The 19,779-nt window shown below is 52.5% G+C and carries 18 protein-coding genes; 6 read left to right on the plus strand and 12 right to left on the minus strand.

Annotated features, from left to right (window positions below; all coding sequences use genetic code 11):
- Positions 1-159: 159 nt before the first annotated feature.
- The gene (locus tag ACMHLI_RS10450; protein WP_413529397.1) at positions 160-1,143 is read right to left on the minus strand and encodes a LacI family DNA-binding transcriptional regulator; all 984 of its coding nucleotides are present in this window, start codon (positions 1,141-1,143) and stop codon (positions 160-162) included.
- Positions 1,144-1,362: 219 nt separating this feature from the next.
- Between ACMHLI_RS10450 and idnO the strand changes: the two genes are divergently transcribed.
- From idnO to ACMHLI_RS10465, 3 genes are all read left to right on the plus strand, one after another.
- Positions 1,363-2,127, plus strand: a complete 765-nt coding sequence (idnO, locus tag ACMHLI_RS10455; protein ID WP_413529398.1) for a gluconate 5-dehydrogenase — start codon at positions 1,363-1,365, stop codon at positions 2,125-2,127.
- A 12-nt stretch (positions 2,128-2,139) separates the two neighbouring features.
- Positions 2,140-2,883: an SDR family oxidoreductase gene (locus ACMHLI_RS10460; protein ID WP_413529399.1), complete on the plus strand. Its 744-nt coding sequence runs from the start codon at positions 2,140-2,142 to the stop codon at positions 2,881-2,883.
- 163 nt (positions 2,884-3,046) lie between these two features.
- The gene (locus ACMHLI_RS10465) at positions 3,047-3,217 is read left to right on the plus strand and encodes an Ig-like domain-containing protein (RefSeq protein WP_413529536.1); all 171 of its coding nucleotides are present in this window, start codon (positions 3,047-3,049) and stop codon (positions 3,215-3,217) included.
- Positions 3,218-3,282: 65 nt separating this feature from the next.
- On the opposite strand, the gene ACMHLI_RS10470 is transcribed toward ACMHLI_RS10465, so the two are convergent.
- The 3 genes from ACMHLI_RS10470 to ACMHLI_RS10480 are packed head-to-tail and all read right to left on the minus strand — an operon-like array spanning position 3,283 to position 6,955.
- The gene (locus ACMHLI_RS10470; RefSeq protein ID WP_413529400.1) at positions 3,283-4,686 is read right to left on the minus strand and encodes a c-type cytochrome; all 1,404 of its coding nucleotides are present in this window, start codon (positions 4,684-4,686) and stop codon (positions 3,283-3,285) included.
- The gene (locus tag ACMHLI_RS10475) at positions 4,683-6,338 is read right to left on the minus strand and encodes a GMC family oxidoreductase (protein ID WP_413529401.1); all 1,656 of its coding nucleotides are present in this window, start codon (positions 6,336-6,338) and stop codon (positions 4,683-4,685) included. Before ACMHLI_RS10475 ends, ACMHLI_RS10470 begins: the two co-directional genes overlap by 4 nt.
- A complete protein-coding gene (locus ACMHLI_RS10480; RefSeq protein WP_413529402.1) occupies positions 6,338-6,955 on the minus strand; it encodes a sorbitol dehydrogenase family protein in 618 nt (205 codons plus the stop codon). Before ACMHLI_RS10480 ends, ACMHLI_RS10475 begins: the two co-directional genes overlap by 1 nt.
- A 644-nt stretch (positions 6,956-7,599) precedes the next feature.
- Here ACMHLI_RS10480 and ACMHLI_RS10485 point away from each other — a divergent pair.
- Entirely contained in the window at positions 7,600-7,944 is a 345-nt protein-coding gene (locus ACMHLI_RS10485; RefSeq protein WP_112167136.1) for a YejG family protein, read from the plus strand.
- 33 nt (positions 7,945-7,977) lie between these two features.
- On the opposite strand, the gene yejF is transcribed toward ACMHLI_RS10485, so the two are convergent.
- The 8 genes from yejF to ACMHLI_RS10525 form a co-directional block, all read right to left on the minus strand.
- Positions 7,978-9,591, minus strand: a complete 1,614-nt coding sequence (gene yejF / locus ACMHLI_RS10490) for a microcin C ABC transporter ATP-binding protein YejF (protein WP_413529403.1) — start codon at positions 9,589-9,591, stop codon at positions 7,978-7,980.
- 1 nt (position 9,592) lies between these two features.
- On the minus strand, positions 9,593-10,636 hold the full coding sequence (locus tag ACMHLI_RS10495) for an ABC transporter permease (protein WP_413529404.1): 1,044 nt from the start codon (positions 10,634-10,636) through the stop codon (positions 9,593-9,595).
- Positions 10,636-11,730, minus strand: a complete 1,095-nt coding sequence (locus tag ACMHLI_RS10500; protein ID WP_413529405.1) for a microcin C ABC transporter permease YejB — start codon at positions 11,728-11,730, stop codon at positions 10,636-10,638. The genes ACMHLI_RS10495 and ACMHLI_RS10500 overlap by 1 nt, the downstream gene beginning before the upstream one ends.
- A 10-nt stretch (positions 11,731-11,740) precedes the next feature.
- A complete protein-coding gene (locus ACMHLI_RS10505) occupies positions 11,741-13,546 on the minus strand; it encodes an extracellular solute-binding protein (RefSeq protein ID WP_413529406.1) in 1,806 nt (601 codons plus the stop codon).
- A 196-nt stretch (positions 13,547-13,742) separates the two neighbouring features.
- Positions 13,743-15,326, minus strand: a complete 1,584-nt coding sequence (locus ACMHLI_RS10510; RefSeq protein ID WP_413529407.1) for a cyclic di-GMP phosphodiesterase — start codon at positions 15,324-15,326, stop codon at positions 13,743-13,745.
- A gap of 178 nt (positions 15,327-15,504) precedes the next feature.
- Complete coding sequence (mepS, locus tag ACMHLI_RS10515; protein WP_112167147.1) at positions 15,505-16,080, minus strand: bifunctional murein DD-endopeptidase/murein LD-carboxypeptidase; 576 nt, start codon at positions 16,078-16,080, stop codon at positions 15,505-15,507.
- Between the two features lie 428 nt (positions 16,081-16,508).
- Positions 16,509-17,222, minus strand: a complete 714-nt coding sequence (locus ACMHLI_RS10520) for a phosphatase PAP2 family protein (protein ID WP_413529408.1) — start codon at positions 17,220-17,222, stop codon at positions 16,509-16,511.
- Between the two features lie 51 nt (positions 17,223-17,273).
- The gene (locus ACMHLI_RS10525) at positions 17,274-18,257 is read right to left on the minus strand and encodes a CobW family GTP-binding protein (protein WP_413529409.1); all 984 of its coding nucleotides are present in this window, start codon (positions 18,255-18,257) and stop codon (positions 17,274-17,276) included.
- Between the two features lie 216 nt (positions 18,258-18,473).
- Here ACMHLI_RS10525 and ACMHLI_RS10530 point away from each other — a divergent pair, with 216 nt between their 5' ends.
- Both ACMHLI_RS10530 and ACMHLI_RS10535 read left to right on the plus strand, forming a co-directional pair.
- Positions 18,474-18,782: a hypothetical protein gene (locus ACMHLI_RS10530; RefSeq protein ID WP_413529410.1), complete on the plus strand. Its 309-nt coding sequence runs from the start codon at positions 18,474-18,476 to the stop codon at positions 18,780-18,782.
- 239 nt (positions 18,783-19,021) lie between these two features.
- On the plus strand, positions 19,022-19,753 hold the full coding sequence (locus ACMHLI_RS10535) for an FCD domain-containing protein (protein WP_413529411.1): 732 nt from the start codon (positions 19,022-19,024) through the stop codon (positions 19,751-19,753).
- Positions 19,754-19,779 lie beyond the last annotated feature (26 nt).

The following is a 19,779-nucleotide window of genomic DNA, read 5'->3' on the forward strand; positions in this document are numbered from 1 at the left end:
CGGCGATGACCTAATAAAAGCATTTTGAGGAAACTATTTAGTGACATGAGTCACGTTGAATTATGTTAAGAAAACGTGTTACCCGTAACGTGATCCTGCGCCACACTTCGGGCGCGATACAGGAGGTTTTAATTCACGGGAAGAAGGGGGGGAACCGCGTTAAATTGTACCACCGAGGGAGATCCGGTAGTGTAAATCAACGCGTTCAATGGTCGGCAACTTTTTGATTTTCTTCAATAATATCTCAGCCACTACTTTGCCCATTTCGAAGCGCGGAGTGATAACGCTGGCCAGCAGCGGCGTGGTCGCCAGGCCGATATCCAGGCCGTGAAAGCCCGAAATCGCCATGTCCTGCGGAACACGGATACCCAGCTTCAGGCATTCCTGTAACACGCCCACCGCAATATCATCGTTGGTGCATAGAATCGCGTTTGTCTGCGGATCCAGCTGGCGCGCCATCGCTAACATGCCTGCGCCAATCGACACTGAAGAGACTTTATTCGGTGTGATGTGCAGCGGCGTCAATCCGCGTTCGGCCATGGCGCGGCAATATCCCTGATAACGTTTCTGGTCGCGTGCGTCGGACATCGATCCGAAATAGACCACATGCTCTTTGCCGCTGGCGAGCAACGTATTAGCCATATCGTAACCGGCCTGCTGATTGTCAAAACCGACGGCGATGCGCCCATGCGTATCATCAAGATCCATCACCTGCGCGACGGGAATTTCGGCGGCATTGAGGTATTTATCGGCTTTCAGCGTATGCACGGAATCAGTGAGGATCAGCCCCGCCAACTGATAACCGAGCAGGTTGATGATGTGCTCTTCTTCACGATCTTTACTGTAATCGTAATTGACCACCAGCGTCTGGTAGCCCTGCGCGGCGGTGACCGATTCAATCCCGGCCAGCAGATCGGAGAAAATCTGGTTATTGAACGACGGCACCAGGATGCCGATGCGAGGCGCTTTGACGGGCCCGCGCGCTTCCTCCAGCGGATACCCGACCTCTTCCATGACTTTGGTGATGCGCTCACGGGTTTCAGGAGACACTTTTTCCGGCGTGCGCAGAAAACGGCTGACCGTCATCTTGGTAACATCCGCCAGTTGGGCAATGTCCTGTAGTGTCACGCGCTGATTTCTCATGCTTGTTGTCCTGATTTTCCTGACTGCTTTGCTCAATAACGTTACCTGATTATTGAAACAGAAAGCGCCGGAGATTGTTATCAAAATGATGATGATCACATCAGCGGTAACAGGGTTTTTTAACATCCTTCAAAGTGATCTGCATCACAGTTTGCTCGCGCCTAAAACGTTGTAGTGTGGCTAACTTCCTGGAACCGCTTCCTTCATAAGGTCAACGCTATGACAAATCTCTTCTCACTGGATAATAAAAAGATACTGGTCACCGGCTCCACGCGCGGTCTGGGTTTCCTGCTGGCGAAAGGGCTGGCGCAACACGGCGCCGAGATTATCGTTAACGGCACACAGCCTGAATCTACGCAGAAAGCGGCTGAAGCACTGCGCGCCGAAGGGTTTATCGCCCACGCCGTCTCGTTTGATGTCACCAACAGTCAGGCGGTAAATCAGGCAATCGATCACATCGAAAGCAAAATCGGCCCGATCGATGTGCTGATCAATAATGCCGGGATCCAGCGTCGCCATAAGTTTACTGAGTTCCCGGAAAAAGACTGGGACGATGTGATTGCCGTGAACCAGAAATCTGTATTCCTTGTTTCGCAGGCAGTGGCGCGCTACATGATCCAGCGCGAGCGCGGCAAAATCATCAACATCGGTTCGATGCAAAGCGAGCTGGGCCGCGACACCATCACGCCTTACGCTGCGTCTAAAGGCGCAGTGAAAATGCTGACGCGCGGGATGTGCGTGGAGCTGGCGCGCTACAATATTCAGGTGAACGGCATTGCGCCGGGCTATTTCAAAACCGACATGACGCAGGCGCTGGTGGATAACAAAGAGTTCTCCGAGTGGCTGTGCAAACGCACGCCAGCTGCACGCTGGGGAGATCCCCAAGAGCTGGTCGGCGGTGCGGTGTACCTGTCTTCCAAAGCCTCGGACTTCGTCAATGGTCATCTTCTTTTCATTGATGGCGGCATGTTGGCGGCAGTTTAAGAAGGAATGACGATGAAGAAGACAGCACTCATCACCGGCGGTGGCAGCGGTATCGGGTTAAGCGCCGCGAAGGCACTGGCCGCCACCGGATTCAGAGTGATTCTGGCCGGACGCAATATTGAAAAACTGGAGCAGGCCGTCGCGCAGTTCCCACAAGGGCAGGCGGTGGCGCGGCAGTTAGACGTCACCAGTCCGCAGTCCGTGACGGCGCTGTTTACGGAAATACAGCAAACTTTCGGAAGGCTGGATTTGCTGTTCAATAACGCCGGTAATAACGTGAAAGATGTCCCCATCGAAGAGCTCGCGGTAGAAGACTGGCTGTCAGTAATTAATACCAATCTGACCGGTGCATTTTTGTGTACTCAGGCGGCGGTAAAACTGATGAAACAGCAGTCGCCGCAGGGCGGTCGTATCATCAATAATGGATCGATTTCAGCGCAATCTCCGCGCCCGAATTCGGCTCCTTACACCGCCAGCAAACATGCCATTACCGGCCTGACCAAATCCACGGCGCTCGATGGCCGCGCGTTTAACATCGCCTGCGGGCAGATTGACGTGGGGAATGCGGCGACGGACATGGGCAACAAAGCGCTGGCGGGCAGGATGCAGGCCGACGGGCAGATCGCCGAAGAGCCGGTGATCCCGGTCGAGCGCGTCGGAGAGGCAGTGGCGTTTATGGGGGGCTTACCGCTCGATACCAACGTCCTGACGATGACCGTGATGGCAAGCGCCATGCCGCTGGTCGGGCGGGGATAATACAGCCTCTTCACCAGAGATAATCGCTGCAAATTATTTCGGTGAAGAGCGTTTTATAATTTACCCATATCATTAAAAGATAATATTTAAAAATTCCTCCTACCCTGTCCCTAGTGCGGACTCTGTAACCATTGATAACCCGTTGAAAAGTGTAGATGGATCCTTGATTCCGCCAACGGATATCAGTAACAACGGTGTTTACGACAATGGAAAAATTACGTGGTCGGAAATTCCAGCCGGAACTGATGGCGTCACATTTGATGTTAACCAGACCATTACTGTCGACAGTATGGAAGTGACATATAGCGGGTCAGTGGTTCAATACGTAGAATAAAGACCAAGCTTGTAAAAACGGCCCAATCGGGCCGTTTTGCTTTCTATTTCCACTTCGGCTGAATGTTACGCCGTTTTGTGTTTACGCCTTCTGCCGAGCCAGAAAATCAACACCAGCAGAACCACTACGCCTGCGACCATCGCCGGAGCCATGAACGGTTGCAATTTCGCCAGCAAGGTGACCGGACCGCCAGCGCGTAACACCGCGACATCCTGCGCGTTGACCTGAATGGTCGGGTTGCCGTAATTCTTCAACACGTAGTTGGAGATGTCAGCGATTTGCTGATCGTCGAGCTGACCGACATACGAACCCACGCCAAATTTCGGCATCAGCACGTGATGGTCACCGACCTGACGATCCACGCCGTAAAGGATGGCGGAAATCAGGTTAGAGGCGTTGCCCATGCCGGTGGCAGTATTGTTGAACAGCGAAGGATACGCCTGATTTTTGCTGCCTGAGCCATCCGGCTGGTGGCAGCTGGCGCAGTAGCCGCTGAACAATGCCGCACCAGTGTCGATGGTATGGTTGGCGTTGTACGGATGCGCGCCGCGCAAACCCTGTTCCACATTCACCGGTTTACCAAAGGTATCCGCTGCCTGTGTATCACGCGGGTCACGCACCGGCGTACTGTTTTTCAGGTAGAAGGCGATGGCATTGAGATCGGTATCAGACATGTATTGCAGACTGTTTTGCACCGCTTCTGCCATGCCACCGGCGGCCTGATTTTTACCGGCTGTTTTGCCGGTTTTCAGATATTCCACCAACTGAGGCTGCGACCAGTTACCGATGCCACTCACCGGATCAGAACTGATGTTCGGCGCATACCACGGCCCGACCATACCGCCCGCCAGCGGTTTGTCCGTCACAGAACCCATCATCAGGTTACGCGGTGTGTGGCAAGTATCACAGTGACCGGCACCGTTCACCAGATAGGCACCCCGGTTCCATTGCTCGCTTTTGGTCGGATCCGGCTTAAACGGCGTGCTGTCGAGATACATCATGTTCCAGCCAGCCATCGCAATACGCATGTTGAATGGGAACGGCAGGGCGGTTTCAGTATTCGGCTGCTCGACCGGCTTCACACCTTCTTTGAAATAGACATACAGCGCATGCATGTCCGCATCGCTCATATGGCTGTAAGAGGTGTAAGGCATGGCCGGATAGAGGTTTGCGCCGTCAGGGCGCACCCCTTCGCGCACCGCACGGACAAACTGCTCTTCGGTGTAATTGCCGATACCAAACTGTTTCGACGGCGTGATATTGGTGGTGTAAATCGTGCCCATCGGCGAGTGGATTTCATAGCCACCGGCAAACGCTTTACCGCCTTCCGGCGCGGTATGACAGGCCTGACAGTCGGCCGCGGTCGCCACCTCCTGCCCCTGGCGAATCAGCTCCGCCTGATTGTCCTGGGCGACGGCAAATCCGCTTAGCGAGGTACCTAACAGACAGGCGATAAGGATTTTTTTCATGCTGCACCCGCCAGTTTTTTCGCCATATCATCGGCTGCTTTCAGGCCCAGTGCGGCCATGGTCAGCGTACTGTTGACGACGCTGGAGGAAGGAATCGCTCCGCCGCCCGGCAGCCACAGGTTGGCATGGTCGTGCGCACGGCATTCACCGTTGACCACGGAATCTTTCGGATCGCTGCCCATGATGGTGCCGCCCATGATGTGGTTATTGGCGTTGAGGCTGGTGGTGATGTTGAATTCTTCCGCCATAAACAGCGAGCCGATGTGTTCCAGCTGCTTGTGCGCTGCTTCCGCGCCTTTGCGCACATAATCGCCGACGTCGTAATGAATGTCCGGGCACGGCAGGCCATGCGGATCTTTGCGCGTGGTGCTCAGCGTCAGGCGATTGTTTGGATCCGGCAACGGTTCCAGGCTGATGGATAAATCCACGCCGAAGATAGAGCGGCGGCGGATTTCTTCGTCCAGCTCTTTGCCTACCAGACCCATCTGCAACGCTTTGGACGTCGCCGGGATCACGCGGCTGATGTTGTTGAGGATCATCTTATTGGCGGAATAATCCTTGCGGAAATCACCGTCGCGCGGGCCGACCAGACAGCTGCTTTGTGCCGGACCACGGCCAATCCACAACGGTTCTTTGGCAATAAACGTACAGTGGAAACCGGAGTGATCCATCATGTTACGACCCACGTGATCGGACGAGTTGGCGATACCGTTCGGGTTTTTGTCATTGGCTGCCATCAGCAGCAGACGCGGGGTTTCGATGCCGTTACAGGCCAGCGCAAACACTTTGCCGGTTGCCTTGTGTGATTTCTTCTGATTATCCAGCCAGTGAACCGCCGTCACATTGTTGTTTTCGTCGGTATCAATCTTGTAAACCACGGCTTCGGCCAGCACCACGGCACCTTTATTTTCGGCACGTTCGACGTGGGCGATACCATTATACATGGCGCCGATCGGGCAGATTGGCTGGCAGTTATTGTTACCACAGCAGGTCGGGCGACCGTTCCACGGACGCGTGCTGCGGCCCTGCGGGATAGGCACCGAGCGGTAACCGTGCGGGTTTACGATTTCCGCAAAGCGGGTATCGCCGTAACCGTAAGGCACCTGTTCCATCGGATAAGGTTTGCTGCGCTCCACAGGGGATTGCAACGCCGGGTCGTTCGGACCGGCTACACCGATTTCTTCTTCCGCACGACAATAGTAGGGCTCGAGTTCGTCATAGGAAATTGGCCAGTCGCGACCCACGCCGTACAGCGTTTTCATTTTGAAATCGTTAGGAACGTGACGCCAGCAGGATGCCGCCCAGTGCCAGGTGGTGCCACCGACGGTGCGAAGATAACCCTGTTTAAAGCTGCTTGCGCTCGGGCCGGTCAGATGCACATAGTTATTTTCAGGGAAGTACAGCGGTGCGGGGGCGTTCTCTGACTGCGGATAAAGCCCCTGGAAATCAGAGCCGGCACGGTTATCAAACGGCATGTTGCGCCAGTTTTCGACTGCCTGTGCGCGCTCGATACGCAAACCGGCTTCCAGCACCAGTACGGAATATCCCTGGCTGACCAGTTGATCGGCAATCATGCCGCCAACGACGCCGGAACCGACAACGATGACATCAGCAGACGCATCGCCGTCTGCGGTAAATTCGGGTTTTTTCATCAGGCTTTGCTCACATCAGCAGATTCAGAAGTATTGGTAAAACGGTCAGCGTTCATGGATTCAGGCATCGCGGCGTCGGGCGGCGCGGCGGTGAAGTACAGCGGACCGTTGCCGCAGTAGGTCGGCACGATCAGGCCGTCGCTTACCGGGCGGTACATCAGGGCATCTTTATAAGAAATTAGAATGGAATCGATACCATGGCCAACGGTGCCGGTGTACCACGCGGTGACTATGCTGGTCACCAGTTCACCCAGGCCATTTTGCTTCGCGGCTTCCTGCAATGCGTTGGCTGATTGCCCCGGCCTGACCAGCGCGTGGAGCTTACTGACCTGTGCGGCGAAGTCCGGCTGCGAGCGGTGGAATGCGTTGAAAATCTGGGCTGAAGAGCCTTCGCTGATATTTTTATGTTCAGTAATGGCCTGTGAGACCAGATAGAACTGCCCGAAGATAACCGGGGCCTGCGTGGCGGTCTCTTTTTCGGCCTGACTCAGGAAAGGAAAGCCGAGCAGGGTGGTGGCGACCATCGCTGAGGTTAAACCTTTCAGCAGTTGACGACGGCTGAAACCGGTTCCATTTACGGTTGCATTGCTTCCATTGATTGAAGGATCGTTTTCCATCTCATTTCTCGCTGGGTTGGGTGTGAGCCAAATGACTCAGGAATGCATAATTCAATGACTCATTATGATATTTATCAGAAGGTTAAGGCGGGTGTCTTTCATCCTGACAGGGTATATCAGTAATAACGATGCGGATCATAAGCCAATAATGAGGGTTTTGTGCAAACAAATTGTGCGGATTTATTAACATTAGATCCAGATTTTAACGTATTATGCGCCGCGATAAAAATGTTACCAACCGGTTCATTTCAGCCTGAAATTAGTGACAGTGTCAGGAAATATGCTATCGGTTAAAAGGCTTATTATCCTGATTTTTATCGATTTTAAAATGTGGTGGTTTTTTTCGCTCCACGCAATTTGTATATTAATTGTAAAGAAATAGAAGTTAAAAAGTAGCTGTTAATGATGAAAATAGTTGTTAAATAAGGCTGAAAAGGTTACAAAGAAGCCAAAATGAGATCTGGCTCTCAGAACCATCAGGAGCGGACAGAAAAGGGTTATAGTTTACGGGTGTGTGCTGATTGAGTTAATTTAATGTTAATTATTTGAGCATAAATTGGGCAAAGCACGTTCCGTCGTCTATAACTGGTATTGATGTAACGAATTTGTAGGTGATTTGTTTAAATCATTGTCTGGGGAATTCCGTGAATAATATTCAACTTTCGGTAGTACATCGTTTGCCGCAAAGTTATCGCTGGATGTCAGGTTTTGCAGGTATCAAAGTTGAACCGATTCCGCTGCCTGGTAACGAAGAAGATAACAATCTGATTGGCCTGAAATTGTTGAGCCATGAGGGTGAGTTTGCCTGGCAGGTGATGCATCAGTTGACCAACGCGCTGGAAGATATCCAGGTCAAAGCTGCGATTGTCGAAATCGACGGCGAACCTTGTCTGTTTGTGCGTCGCGAAGATGAAAGCGCTACGCTCTGCTGCCTGAAGAATATCGGGGCGGCCATTGCCGAGTCGATCACCGCACTTTATCCATTCTGACAGCCTGACGATAACTGAGTCAGGCGTCTCCTTTCACTCCTTCTGCGTATCAAACGCATCTGACGCGGCCAGCAACTCGCGGGTATAAGCCTGCTGCGGCGCGGTGAAAATCTGCTCACAATCCCCTTGTTCCACGACTTCTCCGTTTTGCAACACCATCAGCTGGTGACACAACGCCCGCACGACGTGCAAATCATGACTGATAAACAAATAGGTCAGGCTGCGACGTTGTTGCAGTTCGCTCAGGATCGCCAGAATTTGCGCCTGCACCGATTTATCCAGCGACGACGTCGGCTCATCAAGGATCAGCATTTCCGGCTCTAAAATCAGGGCGCGGGCGATGGCGATGCGCTGACGCTGGCCGCCTGAAAACTCGGTCGGGTAACGGTGGCGGGTGTGCGGATCCAACCCCACGTCCTGCATGGCAAGGATCACCGCCTGTTCGCGCTCTTTTTCCGTCACTTTGCGATGAACCAGCAGGCCTTCGGCGATGATTTGTTCGACGGTAAAGCGTGGGTTCAGTGCCGAGAAGGGATCCTGGAACACCACCTGAATCCGGCTGCGGAAGGGCAGCATCTGCTGGCGCGAATAAGTATGCAACGGCTGGCCGTCGAACCAGATTTCGCCTTGTGATTTCAGCAGGCGCAGCAATGCCAGTCCGGTTGTGCTTTTCCCCGAACCGGATTCGCCGACCACGCCGAGGCTTTCCCCGCGACGCAGCTGGAAACTCATCTGATTTACCGCGTGTTTGACGCTGACCGTGCGGCGCAGCAAGCCGCGTCTGACCGGAAACCCGACGTTCAGATTCTTCACTTCCAGCAATACAGGCGGTTGGCCTGTAAGCGGCTGAGGACGCCCCTGTGGCTCGGCCTGCAATAACTGTCGCGTATACGGATGCTGTGGCTGGCTAAACAGCGTTGTCCGCGGTTGCTGCTCCACCAGTCGCCCGTGCTGCATCACCGCGACGTTATCCGCCAGACGGCGCACGATGCGCAGGTTATGGGTGATAAACAGCATCGCCATACCCATTTCCTTCTTCAGCTCGTCGAGCAAGGAGAGGATCTGCGCCTGCACCGAAACATCCAGCGCGGTGGTAGGTTCGTCGGCAATCAGCAGTTTGGGCCGGGTCAGCACGGCCATAGCGATCATCACGCGCTGGCGTTCTCCGCCGGAGAGCTGATGCGGAAAATCTTTCAGCCGCGAGGCAGCCTGACGAATACCCACGCGATCGAGACAGCGGATAATCTCGTCGCGCGCCGCATCACCGCGCAAACCCCGGTGCAACATCAACACTTCGGCCAGCTGTTTTTCAAGCGTATGCAGCGGGTTCAGTGAAACCATCGGCTCCTGAAAAATCATCGAAATCTGGTTGCCGCGAATACCGCGCAGCGTGCTTTCATCGGCGTGCAGCAAGGATTTTCCGTCGAAAAGAATATCGCCCTGCGGATAATTCACCTGCGGCGAGGGCAGCAGGCGCAGCACCGACAGCGCGGTGACACTTTTGCCTGAACCGGATTCCCCCACCAGCGCCAGTGTTTCCCCGGCGCGTATATCCAGCGACACGTCGCTCACTACCTCGCGCAGCTGATTTCCCTGCCGGAAAGCCACGCTGAGATTTTTGATTTGTAAAAGAGGTGTGTCTGTCATTTCAGCGCGCCTCATGGTGTTGTGCAGACGGATTAAAGGCGTCACGAACCGCTTCACCAATGAAAATGAGTAGTGTCAGCAGCGAAGCCAGCACCACAAAGGCGCTGATGCCCAGCCACGGCGCCTGCAAGTTGTTTTTACCTTCCATCAGTAATGTGCCGAGTGAAGGCGAACCGAGGGGCAGACCAAAACCGAGGAAATCCAGCGAGGCCAGCGTGGTAATCGAGCCGCACAAAATAAACGGCAGATAGGTCAGCGTGGCGACCATCGCGTTAGGTAGCATATGTCGCAGCATAATGGCGCGATCGCTGACGCCCATCGCCTGCGCCGCGCGAATGTAATCAAAGTTTCGGGTACGCAGGAACTCCGCGCGCACCACGCCGACCAGAATCATCCAGCCGGAAAGCACGCTTATCAGCAACAGCCACCAGAAATTCGGCTGCACGACGCTCGCCAGCATGATGATCAGAAACAGCGTCGGCATGCCTGACCATACTTCGATAAAGCGCTGCCCGATGAGATCAATTCGCCCGCCGTAATAGCCCTGCGCGGCACCTGCCGTCACACCAATCAGCGATGAGAACAACGTCAGCAAAATACCAAAGAACAGCGAGATCCGCAGACCATAAAGGATTTGCGCCAGCACGTCGTGCCCGTTGCTGTCGGTGCCCAGCCAGTTTTGCGCTGAAGGCGGAGAAGGGAAGGGCTGGGTGGTGGCAAAATTGATGGAGTTAAAGCTGCTGCGGATCGGTGCCCAAAGTACCCAGCCGTGGTCTTGCAGCTGGCTGAGCACAAAGGGATCCTGATAATCGGCAGGCGTTTCCAGTTCGCCGCCGAAGGTGGTTTCGCTGTAGTTAACCATGAAAGGCACAAACCAGTGGCCCTGATAGCGTGCCAGAAGCGGTTTATCGTTGGCCAGTAGGTTGGAGAGCAGCGCCAGAACGAAGATCACCAGGAAAATCCACAGCGACCAGAAACCGCGCCGGTTCTGGCAAAAACGCGCCCAGCGTGCCTGATTTACCGTGCTTACATTAAGAAAGGGCATCAGTGGCGTCCCTCGAAGTCGATACGCGGGTCAACCAGCGTGTAGGTGATATCGCTGATGATATTCAGCAGCAGGCCAATCAGCGTGAAGATATACAACGTGCCAAACATTACCGGGAAATCGCGCTGCACAATGGCGTCGTAGCCCAGTAATCCCAGGCCTTGCAAGGAGAACATCACTTCAATCAGCAACGAACCGGTGAAAAACATGCTGATAAACGTGGCTGGAAAACCGGCGATCACCAGCAGCATGGCGTTACGGAAAACATGGCGGTACAGAATCTGCTTCTCGTTCAGGCCTTTGGCGCGCGCCGTCACCACGTACTGTTTGCCCACTTCATCCATAAACGAGTTTTTGGTCAGCATGGTGAGCGTCGCGAAACCGCCAATCACCGTGGCCAGCACTGGCAGCGTGATATGCCAGAGATAATCGGTGACTTTACCGTACCACGGCAGGGTATCGAAATTGGGTGATGTCAGGCCGCGCAGCGGGAACCAGTCGAGATAGCTGCCGCCGGTGAATAACACAATCAGCAAAATGGCGAACAGGAACGACGGCACCGCGTAGCCGATAATGATGAATGTACTGCTCCACGTATCGAATTTAGTCCCGTTACGCACCGCTTTGCGGATACCCAACGGGATCGACACCAGATAGATAATAAGCGTGCTCCACAAGCCAATGCTTACCGACACCGGTAGCGCACTTTTCACCAGCCCCATGACCGATGAGCCACGAAACAGACTGTCGCCAAAATCAAAGCGCACATAACTCGATAGCATCTCGAAATAGCGGACATGGAGCGGTTTATCGAAACCGAAGCGATGGGTGATTTCAGCAATGACTTCCGGATCCAGGCCGCGAGCGCCACGGTATTGGCCTTCACCAAACTGTGCAACGCCCGGTGAGGCTTTGCCGTTACCGGAGTCACCGCCCGCGCCGGGCAGGCCGCTGGAATGTCCCATCTCAATGGCCGCTATGGCCTGATCGACGGGGCCACCGGGTGCTATCTGCACGATAAAGAAGTTGATGGTGATGATAGCCCAGAGGGTAGGGATCACCAGAAGCAGTCGTCGTAATAAATAGGCGGCCACGGCGTTCTCCTCAGCGGCGTTGCGCAGGTAAGCGGGCGGCCCGGTTCATGTCATACCACCAGGTATCCAGCTCCATCCCGTTAGACGGCGCAACGGCAGGCATCGAGAATTTATCCCAATAAGCATAACGCTCGTGGTTGGTGTACCACATTGGGATCATCACCATTTTCCACGTCAGTACGCGATCGAGCGCATGGCCGAGTGAAAGCAGCGCGTCAGGATTGCCCTGATTGGCGGCGATCTCTTCAGTCAGCTTGTCGATGGCCGGATCACTGATACCCGATTTGTTGTAAGTTGAATCGAGATATCGGGTATTCCAGTAAATCTGCAAATCGCTGCTCGGATAAGAATTGGCAGGATAAACAGCCGGGATCATGTCGTAATCGCGCTGGCGCATCCGGCGTACGAACTGGGAACTGTCGACTTCACGAATTGACATTTTAATACCCAGGCGTTGCAGATTATGCTGGAACGGCAAAACGTACTGCGAGTTCCCCCCGCTCGGCAACAGCAGTTCGAAGGTAAAAGGCTTGCCGGTTTTACCGTTCACCAGCACCTGATTTTTCACTTCCCAGCCAGCTTCTTTGAGAAGCTGCGTGGCTTTTAACAGATTAGCCCGGTCGTTACCGCTGCCGTCGGAGCGCGGCGGCTGATAGAGTTTGCTGAACACTTCAGCCGGCACTTTACCTTTCAGTGGCCCCAGCCACGCCAGTTCGGCAGAGTCAGGGTAGTCTTTCGCGGCATACTGCGTGTTCTGAAAATAACTGTTAACGCGCTGATAGGCACCGAAATAAAGAGCTTTGTTCATCCAGTCAAAATCGAAAGCCAGCGTTATGGCCTCACGGACTTTGCGATCGGTAAACTGCGGGCGATGCAGATTAAACGCCAGCCAGCGGGTATCCTGTGCGGCCTGATTTTCCTCATCTGCCTTCACAATAAAGTTTTTGCTGAAATTGCCGCCCTGATACTGCGTTGACCAGTTCTTCGGGGAGGTTTCCATGCGGAAATCAAACGCACCGGACTTAAAGGCTTCCAGCGCCACATTGTCGTCGAGGTAGTAGTCGTAGCGGATAGTATCGAAATTATAGCGGCCACGGTTGACCGGCAAATTAGCTGCCCAGTAGTCGTGCACGCGCGAATAGGTGATGTACTGGCCAAGTTTGTAATCGCTGATGCGATAAGGCCCGCTGCCCAGCGGTGGGGTATTGAGCGGTTCGTTGAATTTGTGTTTTTCCCAAAACGCCTGCGGCAGGATCGGCAAACCCAGCAGCCCGAGCATCATGTCTTTGTCCGGCTTCGGCAGCTCGATGCGTACGGTGAGGCGCGAAATGGCTTTCACCTCGACGCCTTTGTATACCACGCGAAACTGCGAGACGCCTTCGGTCATGAATTTTTTAAATGAGAAGGCGACGTCGCTGGCGTTAATTGGGGTGTTATCGTTAAAACGCGCGCGCGGATTGATATCCACTTCCACCCAGCGGTACTGGCTGTCGTAACGGGCAGAATCGGCGATCAGCGGATAATAGCTGCCGATCTCATCGCTGGAAGTGGTGAACAGGCTGTCGTAGAGCGATCCGCTGCGCACGGCCGGATTGCCGCGGGAAGCGAAGCGGTTGAAGTTGTCATAGGTGCCGATGGCTGCGAGTGTAACCTGACCGCCCTTAGGCGCGGCAGGGTTGACGTAGTCAAAATTACTGAAGTTGGACACGTATTTCGGTTCGCCTAAAATCGCGAACGCATAGCTGTCCTGAATGACTTCAGCCTGAGCCCCGAGGCTCAGCAGGCACAATGCTGCGGCAAACACGCGAGAAAACATCCTGAATCTGCACTCCTGTGATGACAACAGCAAGTTGCGGCTTAGGCGCGGGCTGTCGTTCAGTGATGAGTAAATTATGGCTAAGGCCTTGTAACGCGCCAGTTTTCGGCGACTTCCCTGATTTCGGCCTTTTTATCATATTCAGCTGCAGACGCCTAAAAGAAAAATAGACTCTCAAAGGGCAGCAGTTGGCGGCTCAGATGTGATAGCACGCCTCTTTCTCGTTGAAGTCGCGGATGAAGTCCATGAGTACGGTGATGCTCAGTGGTTTACTGTACAAAAAACCCTGCAGGTAAGTGACGCCGTGATTGCGCAGATAGTCGGCCTGTTGGTGCGTTTCTACGCCTTCGGCTACGGTTTTCAGCTTTAGCTCTTCGGTCAGCTTGAGTACGGTATCCAGGACTGGTGCGATCAGGGTTTTCTGATCAATCGACATCACGAAACCCCGGTCGATTTTGAGATAATCGAGCGTGAATTTTTCCAGATAAATTAACGCGCTGTGGCCGGTGCCAAAATCATCAATGGCGATTTCGATTTTATGTCTGCGCAGCCAGTTAAACTCGCGTATCGCCGCCTCGGTATCAATCATTCCCCGTTCGGTGATTTCGAAAACCAACTGAAACGCGTTTTCCGGCAGCGCTTCGACAAAGTTCAGGACATCATCATGGAAGCCCACTTTGTTCATGTGATGCGGGGAAATATTGATGCTCAGCTTGGCTTTATCGGGGAATGCATGTTGCAGCCCATGCGCATCCGCCGCAACTAACGCCATCATATGTTGGGTCAGCTGAACTATCAGCCCCTGGGTTTCCGCATAAGCGATAAACAGGTCAGGAGGAATGCGACCTTCAATCGGATGCTGCCAGCGTAACAATGCCTCGACGCCGGTAATCTTCATGCTGCGCGATTCTATTATCGGTTGATATTCTACAAAGAATTCTTTGTTTTTCAGCCCGCGTAGGATCTCTTTTTCCACGTTGTGGCGATTGAGAAAGCTATGGTAAATCAGCATGCAGACGAAAATGCTCAGCAGCAAACCGCCCAGCAGCGTAAAACGAAGATTGTCGGCAGTGAGGGAAGGGGAGTAGAGGCGGATGGTGAAAGGGTAGTCGCCAGCTTTGATCTCGGTGTAATGGCTGCGCGGCAATTTGTTAAGCGAGACTAACCCTTCTTCTGTAGATATCAGCGCCGCGTCGCCGACCAGCAGGGCAAATCCGCGATATCCCGTCCCGGGCTGTGTAAATAACATGTATGGCGATAACGTCAGTTCGAGCGTGGCGATCACGCCGTCGTCAAATGAGCCAGGATTACGTTGCCAGACGATGATCACCGGGCGGTTCGGTACCGCGGCGGTGCCCATCTGCAAATTGACGGCCATCGGTTGGGTAAAATCTATGCCCTGCAGCGTGGTATTGGCCGGAACGTTCTGATTACCTGAGGCCGACGAACAATACACAATGCCATCACGCACCAGCTGGAAGTCCCGTACGCCGATACTGAACGCTGCATCCCGGTTAATTTCGTGGGTAACGGACGCGCAGGGTTCGGCGGTGAGCAAGCCCAGCCGTCGCATATTGTCGGTTAACTGGTGAAAATAGTGGGCGCTGAATTGCTCAGTTCTTTTAGCAATCTCATTTTGTTCGCGGGAATTATTGGCTTTGATGACACTGAGAGTGATGAGGGTAAATAAAATAAAAAATAAGACGGAGAAAAAAAGGCTTCTTTTTAAATAACGGCGTTTTGGCAATACGCTGTGCGTAAGCGCCGCTTTTAAACCCATGGGAGTTAACCTTTATCTGACTGATGAAATCAAAGTATAACTCAGCCAAAAAAACATCAGTCTTTTATTACGAGGCATAGTGAATGGGAAAATCGGGGCATAAAAAAACGCCATCCGAAGATGACGTTTTTTTATTCGCTTGGCATAGAACAACAAGAGCTAAATCATGGGGTAACGGTTAACCGTTAGCCAATACGCGTCTTGCTTCACGATAACGTGCATTCCAGTAAGTTTCTTTCAGATTTGAAATCATCACACCGTTGCTGGTGGAGGCATGAACAAACTGATCGTTACCTAAATAAATACCGACGTGACGGCCTGTTGAGCCGGCGCGGAACAGAACCAGATCACCCGGACGCAGTTTCGTGCGCTGGATTTTCTTGCCCTTTTCTTCCTGTTCATACGTTGAACGAGGCAAATCCATACCAAATTGTTCGCGGAATGTTACCTGAACGAAGGCTGAGCAATCGATACCACGCTTGCTGTCACCACCTAAACGATAACGAACGCCTTTCCAGTCAGCATACTGATCCATAATTTTGGATTTTACGTTGACGCTGCGAACCATTGCTTCGAATTCATCCTGAGAGGCTTGCAGTAGAAGACCGTCTTTGTCATTTACTGCACGCATATCAGTTTGCGCGTTTTCTGTGTTCGAAGAATGTGTACCACTACACGCAGTGAGAATAATTGCTGCGCCAATCGCGGGAATTATCCGCGTGATATATCTCAGAAACGGTTGAGACTTGACCATTATTGTTGTTATCCCTTGCTGTCCTTAACGATAAAATCGTTATTAAAATTGCCAAACGAAGCGAGACTACCCGCCGCGCACAGTCGGGACAAACACCTGAATGATAAAATGTGCGTCAGAGCACGTTTTTATCTTGAAGCCGGGTGTTTTTGCCACATTTCTGTGCAGGCGAATTGGAGGTTACCGTAATGAATAGGGGATTGCGAGAGGTATTATGAGATTTTTTATAAGAAATTGTGATGTAAGCTGATGTAAGTAAAGATGTAAAAAAAGATGGTTTATTTTTATGCTAATTTGGATTAAAACCGCGCCACACGCGGGTTTCTTGTTAACATTTCAGCTAAGTATATCTGGGATTTGTCTTAAAAAAAGACCCGTCAGACAGCAAAACGTCGACGGGTCATAATGAAATGATATGTATCAATGAATCACGCGTTCTTAATGGGATTTTTATTACCGGGTAACTTTCTTTCCAGCCAGTTAATCAGCATGTCGCTGGCGGGTGTCATCAGCCACCAGCTGGCGCCGACCAGCACAACGGACATTGAACCGACCGCGATATCCGTGAACCAGTGCGCACCAATCATCACACGTGGCAGCGAGAAGATAATGGTAATAAGCACTGCAACGGCAAAAGCGCCTTTGCTTAAATAACGCAGCATAAAACACGAGAAGATAATCAGCATCATGCCGTGGTCGCCTGGGAAACTGTCCGAAGAGGCATCTTTGGTCGGAATGCCGGTCAGTTTACTCACACGATTAACATCCGGGAAACTCAGCGATGGGCTTTTATGACTGACTGGCAGTAGATGGCCGAGCTGGTTAAGCACCACCGCGGTCAGCAGCATAACAAACCCAATAATGACCAGACGACGGCGCCCCAGTGGATCTTGCTTGAGGAAGAAACACAGATACAGCGCACCCATCGCCAGCAGCGAAATGCTGTCAAAAGCCCGGTTATTGGTCACAGCCACCAGATGCAGAAACCAGTGGTCGGTCGCCAGATGCTGATTGAAGAAGAAGAAAATCGACTTATCAATCGGGAACCAGAAACCATGATTCGCTGGCAGGTAATAGGATAAAAACAGGGCAACGCCTAATACATTGAGTATCAGGATTGCGGGTATATTTCGGCGCCACATAAATGAAAACCTATACTTAGCAGGGTAATGAATAAATTAGTCAGCGTTAACTTAATCCTTACAACTTAAACGAACCTTCAACAAGAGTGATTGTAGTTCATTCCATTGCGCAACATCTCGTGTAATCAGCTCGATTCTGCTGTCTAAAGGGGCCATCGGTTTTGTCTCAATATGCAGATCGTTTCCCTGGCGGTTAATCAACAGCGTCCCTTCCTTTATGCGCATAATGCCTTTCACCCGGTCAACCGGCACCCTACGCGCCCAGTCGAGGAGGCCTGCGGTATCAAACTGCGTGTCAGCATCAAAAATCCAGCCACAGCTGGTATAGCCGTCACCCTGATTCACTGCGCGACGCCAGCGCTGCATCCCCGGCAGGCTCAGTGCCGCCAGTCCGCGTTTATCCGCATGTGCATGATGATGTTTGCCATCCGGCAGTTGCGTCTGATTAAAGCGCGGCAAATCGAGCAGGGCGGGGGCGACAGCACCCTGTGACGCAATCACCAACTGACGTCCGCCGCCGTTCAGCCCATACCACGTATCGAGCGCCTGCTGATCCTGCGGCTGCGCCACATCGGATTTATTGGCGACGATCACATCCGCGCAAGCCAGCTGGTCGCGGAAGTTTTCATTGTCGATAACGCGTTGATCGCTGAGCTGGCGCGGATCCAGTAAACAAAGCGTGGCATTGAGCGTTATCCAGTTGCTATAAACCTCAGACGTCAGCAGTGACAGAATTTGCTTAGGATGACCGAGCCCGGTTGGCTCGATCAGCAAGCGATCGGGTTTTGCCTGCTGCAATAGCATGTTCAGTCCCACCTGCATCGGCAACCCATTCACACAGCACATGCATCCGCCGGGTATTTCTTTCAGTACAGCACCGCTGTCGGCCAGCAAGGCGCCATCAATGCCGATTTCGCCGAATTCATTGACCAAAACCGCCCATTTCTCACCTTCAGGCTTCTGAGCCAGTAAATGGCGCAGGGTGGTGGTTTTTCCGCTGCCGAGAAAACCGGTGATCAGGTTAGTTTTGGTCATGACTGCCTATCCTTATTAGAAAAATTCACCCGACAATGTGCAACGGGCATTAAAGAAAATCCAGCGCTGTGCCGATGTTTGTTCCTGAGGCTTGAATTTGACGTGCATTACCCCCAATTTTTTTCGCCCGCACAGTGCGAATTTGGTTAGGTGTATTAATGTTAAATGGATGTTTGCTAAATATTAAAAAATCTATTTTCATATGAGGGTGTGACCATGAACAGAATGATGTGGGTACTGTTTTTGGGATTGTTAACCTCAGGGATGACTCAGTTTGCAACTGCTGGAAGTAGCGGCACTATCCATTTTTATGGTGCGATTGTGGATGGCGGATGTACCTTTGATACCGTTAATAACAAGGTGACCAGCAAGTGCGAGAGCGGCGGAAAAACCGTGACCGAGGTTCGGGCAGTGAATACGCAAGACCCGCTGAATTATAGCCTGCCGCTTTCTCTGGGTTCGGTGAAAACTGAGCATGTGAATAATGATCCGCATCTTGCGATCATGACTGTGGTTTACAATTAAATCTTAAATATTTTTTAATAATTTAATTAAGTAACTTTTCTGGTCGGAGGCAGAGTTAGTGCCTCTGGCCTGACAATCTCTAAACTGGCCGGCCCAATTTTGATCGGGCCGTCAGTTTTCAGTTCTCATTCTTTTCCCTTTATCCCCGCGTGTTATAATTTTTCCTCTTAATTCAGGCATCATGACAGCAAATCAATCGCTTGCAGATGTCAGACCAATTGAACGCCAGAGGCAACTTTATGCGACTTTATCAGGAGATTGGCGGGCACTTACGTCGTGATATTCACGCCGGAAAATATGCCCCCGGTGACCGTTTGCCGCCGGAACGCGATATCGCGGAATCTTTCTCCGTAAGCCGCAGCGTGGTGCGTGAAGCTCTGATCATGCTGGAACTGGAAAAAGTGGTGGACGTGCGCAAAGGCTCCGGCGTTTATGTATTGCCGCCCCCAGAAAATAGCCAGTCAGACGCTACGGACAGCGGTTACGGCCCGTTTGAACTGCTTCAGGCGCGGCAACTGCTGGAGAGCGAAGTTGCCGCCTTTGCTGCGATGCAAGCCACCAAAACCGATATTCTGCAAATGCGCGACGCCATTGACGCGCAGCGCGATTGTATTGAGCGCGGCGTTTCTGATGACGCCGAGGATCAGCGTTTCCACGGTTTGCTGGCGCAGGCGTCGCAGAACAGCGTACTGGTCAAACTGGTGGACGATTTGTGGGTGATCCGTCAGCGCAGTTCTATGTGGCAGGGGATCCATCAGCACGTAGGCGATAAAAATTACAGTCAGATCTGGTTGCAGGATCACCAGAGCATTTTGCAGGCAGTGCTCCGCCGGGATCCGAAAGCGGCAAAGCAGGCGATGTGGCAGCACCTGGAGAATGTCAAAGATATGTTGTTGCAGGTGTCTGACGCGGATGACCCCTCATTCGACGGATTTTTATTTTCATCAGTACCTTCTGAACTCAATGACTGATGCATCGGTTCCAATAAAAACGGCTG

It is taken from the genome of Rahnella inusitata (assembly GCF_965118895.1).
GTDB lineage: Bacteria > Pseudomonadota > Gammaproteobacteria > Enterobacterales > Enterobacteriaceae > Rahnella > Rahnella inusitata_A.

What these genes read in the sequence shown, in the direction of transcription:
- ACMHLI_RS10450 (WP_413529397.1), bottom strand. Translation starts at nt 1,143, where the DNA reads ATGAGAAATCAGCGCGTGACACTACAGGACATTGCCCAACTGGCGGAT.
- idnO (WP_413529398.1), top strand. Translation starts at nt 1,363, where the DNA reads ATGACAAATCTCTTCTCACTGGATAATAAAAAGATACTGGTCACCGGC.
- ACMHLI_RS10460 (WP_413529399.1), top strand. Translation starts at nt 2,140, where the DNA reads ATGAAGAAGACAGCACTCATCACCGGCGGTGGCAGCGGTATCGGGTTA.
- ACMHLI_RS10470 (WP_413529400.1), bottom strand. Translation starts at nt 4,686, where the DNA reads ATGAAAAAAATCCTTATCGCCTGTCTGTTAGGTACCTCGCTAAGCGGA.
- ACMHLI_RS10475 (WP_413529401.1), bottom strand. Translation starts at nt 6,338, where the DNA reads ATGAAAAAACCCGAATTTACCGCAGACGGCGATGCGTCTGCTGATGTC.
- ACMHLI_RS10480 (WP_413529402.1), bottom strand. Translation starts at nt 6,955, where the DNA reads ATGGAAAACGATCCTTCAATCAATGGAAGCAATGCAACCGTAAATGGA.
- yejF (WP_413529403.1), bottom strand. Translation starts at nt 9,591, where the DNA reads ATGACAGACACACCTCTTTTACAAATCAAAAATCTCAGCGTGGCTTTC.
- ACMHLI_RS10495 (WP_413529404.1), bottom strand. Translation starts at nt 10,636, where the DNA reads ATGCCCTTTCTTAATGTAAGCACGGTAAATCAGGCACGCTGGGCGCGT.
- ACMHLI_RS10505 (WP_413529406.1), bottom strand. Translation starts at nt 13,546, where the DNA reads ATGTTTTCTCGCGTGTTTGCCGCAGCATTGTGCCTGCTGAGCCTCGGG.
- ACMHLI_RS10510 (WP_413529407.1), bottom strand. Translation starts at nt 15,326, where the DNA reads ATGGGTTTAAAAGCGGCGCTTACGCACAGCGTATTGCCAAAACGCCGT.
- mepS (WP_112167147.1), bottom strand. Translation starts at nt 16,080, where the DNA reads ATGGTCAAGTCTCAACCGTTTCTGAGATATATCACGCGGATAATTCCC.
- ACMHLI_RS10520 (WP_413529408.1), bottom strand. Translation starts at nt 17,222, where the DNA reads ATGTGGCGCCGAAATATACCCGCAATCCTGATACTCAATGTATTAGGC.
- ACMHLI_RS10525 (WP_413529409.1), bottom strand. Translation starts at nt 18,257, where the DNA reads ATGACCAAAACTAACCTGATCACCGGTTTTCTCGGCAGCGGAAAAACC.
- ACMHLI_RS10530 (WP_413529410.1), top strand. Translation starts at nt 18,474, where the DNA reads ATGAACAGAATGATGTGGGTACTGTTTTTGGGATTGTTAACCTCAGGG.
- ACMHLI_RS10535 (WP_413529411.1), top strand. Translation starts at nt 19,022, where the DNA reads ATGCGACTTTATCAGGAGATTGGCGGGCACTTACGTCGTGATATTCAC.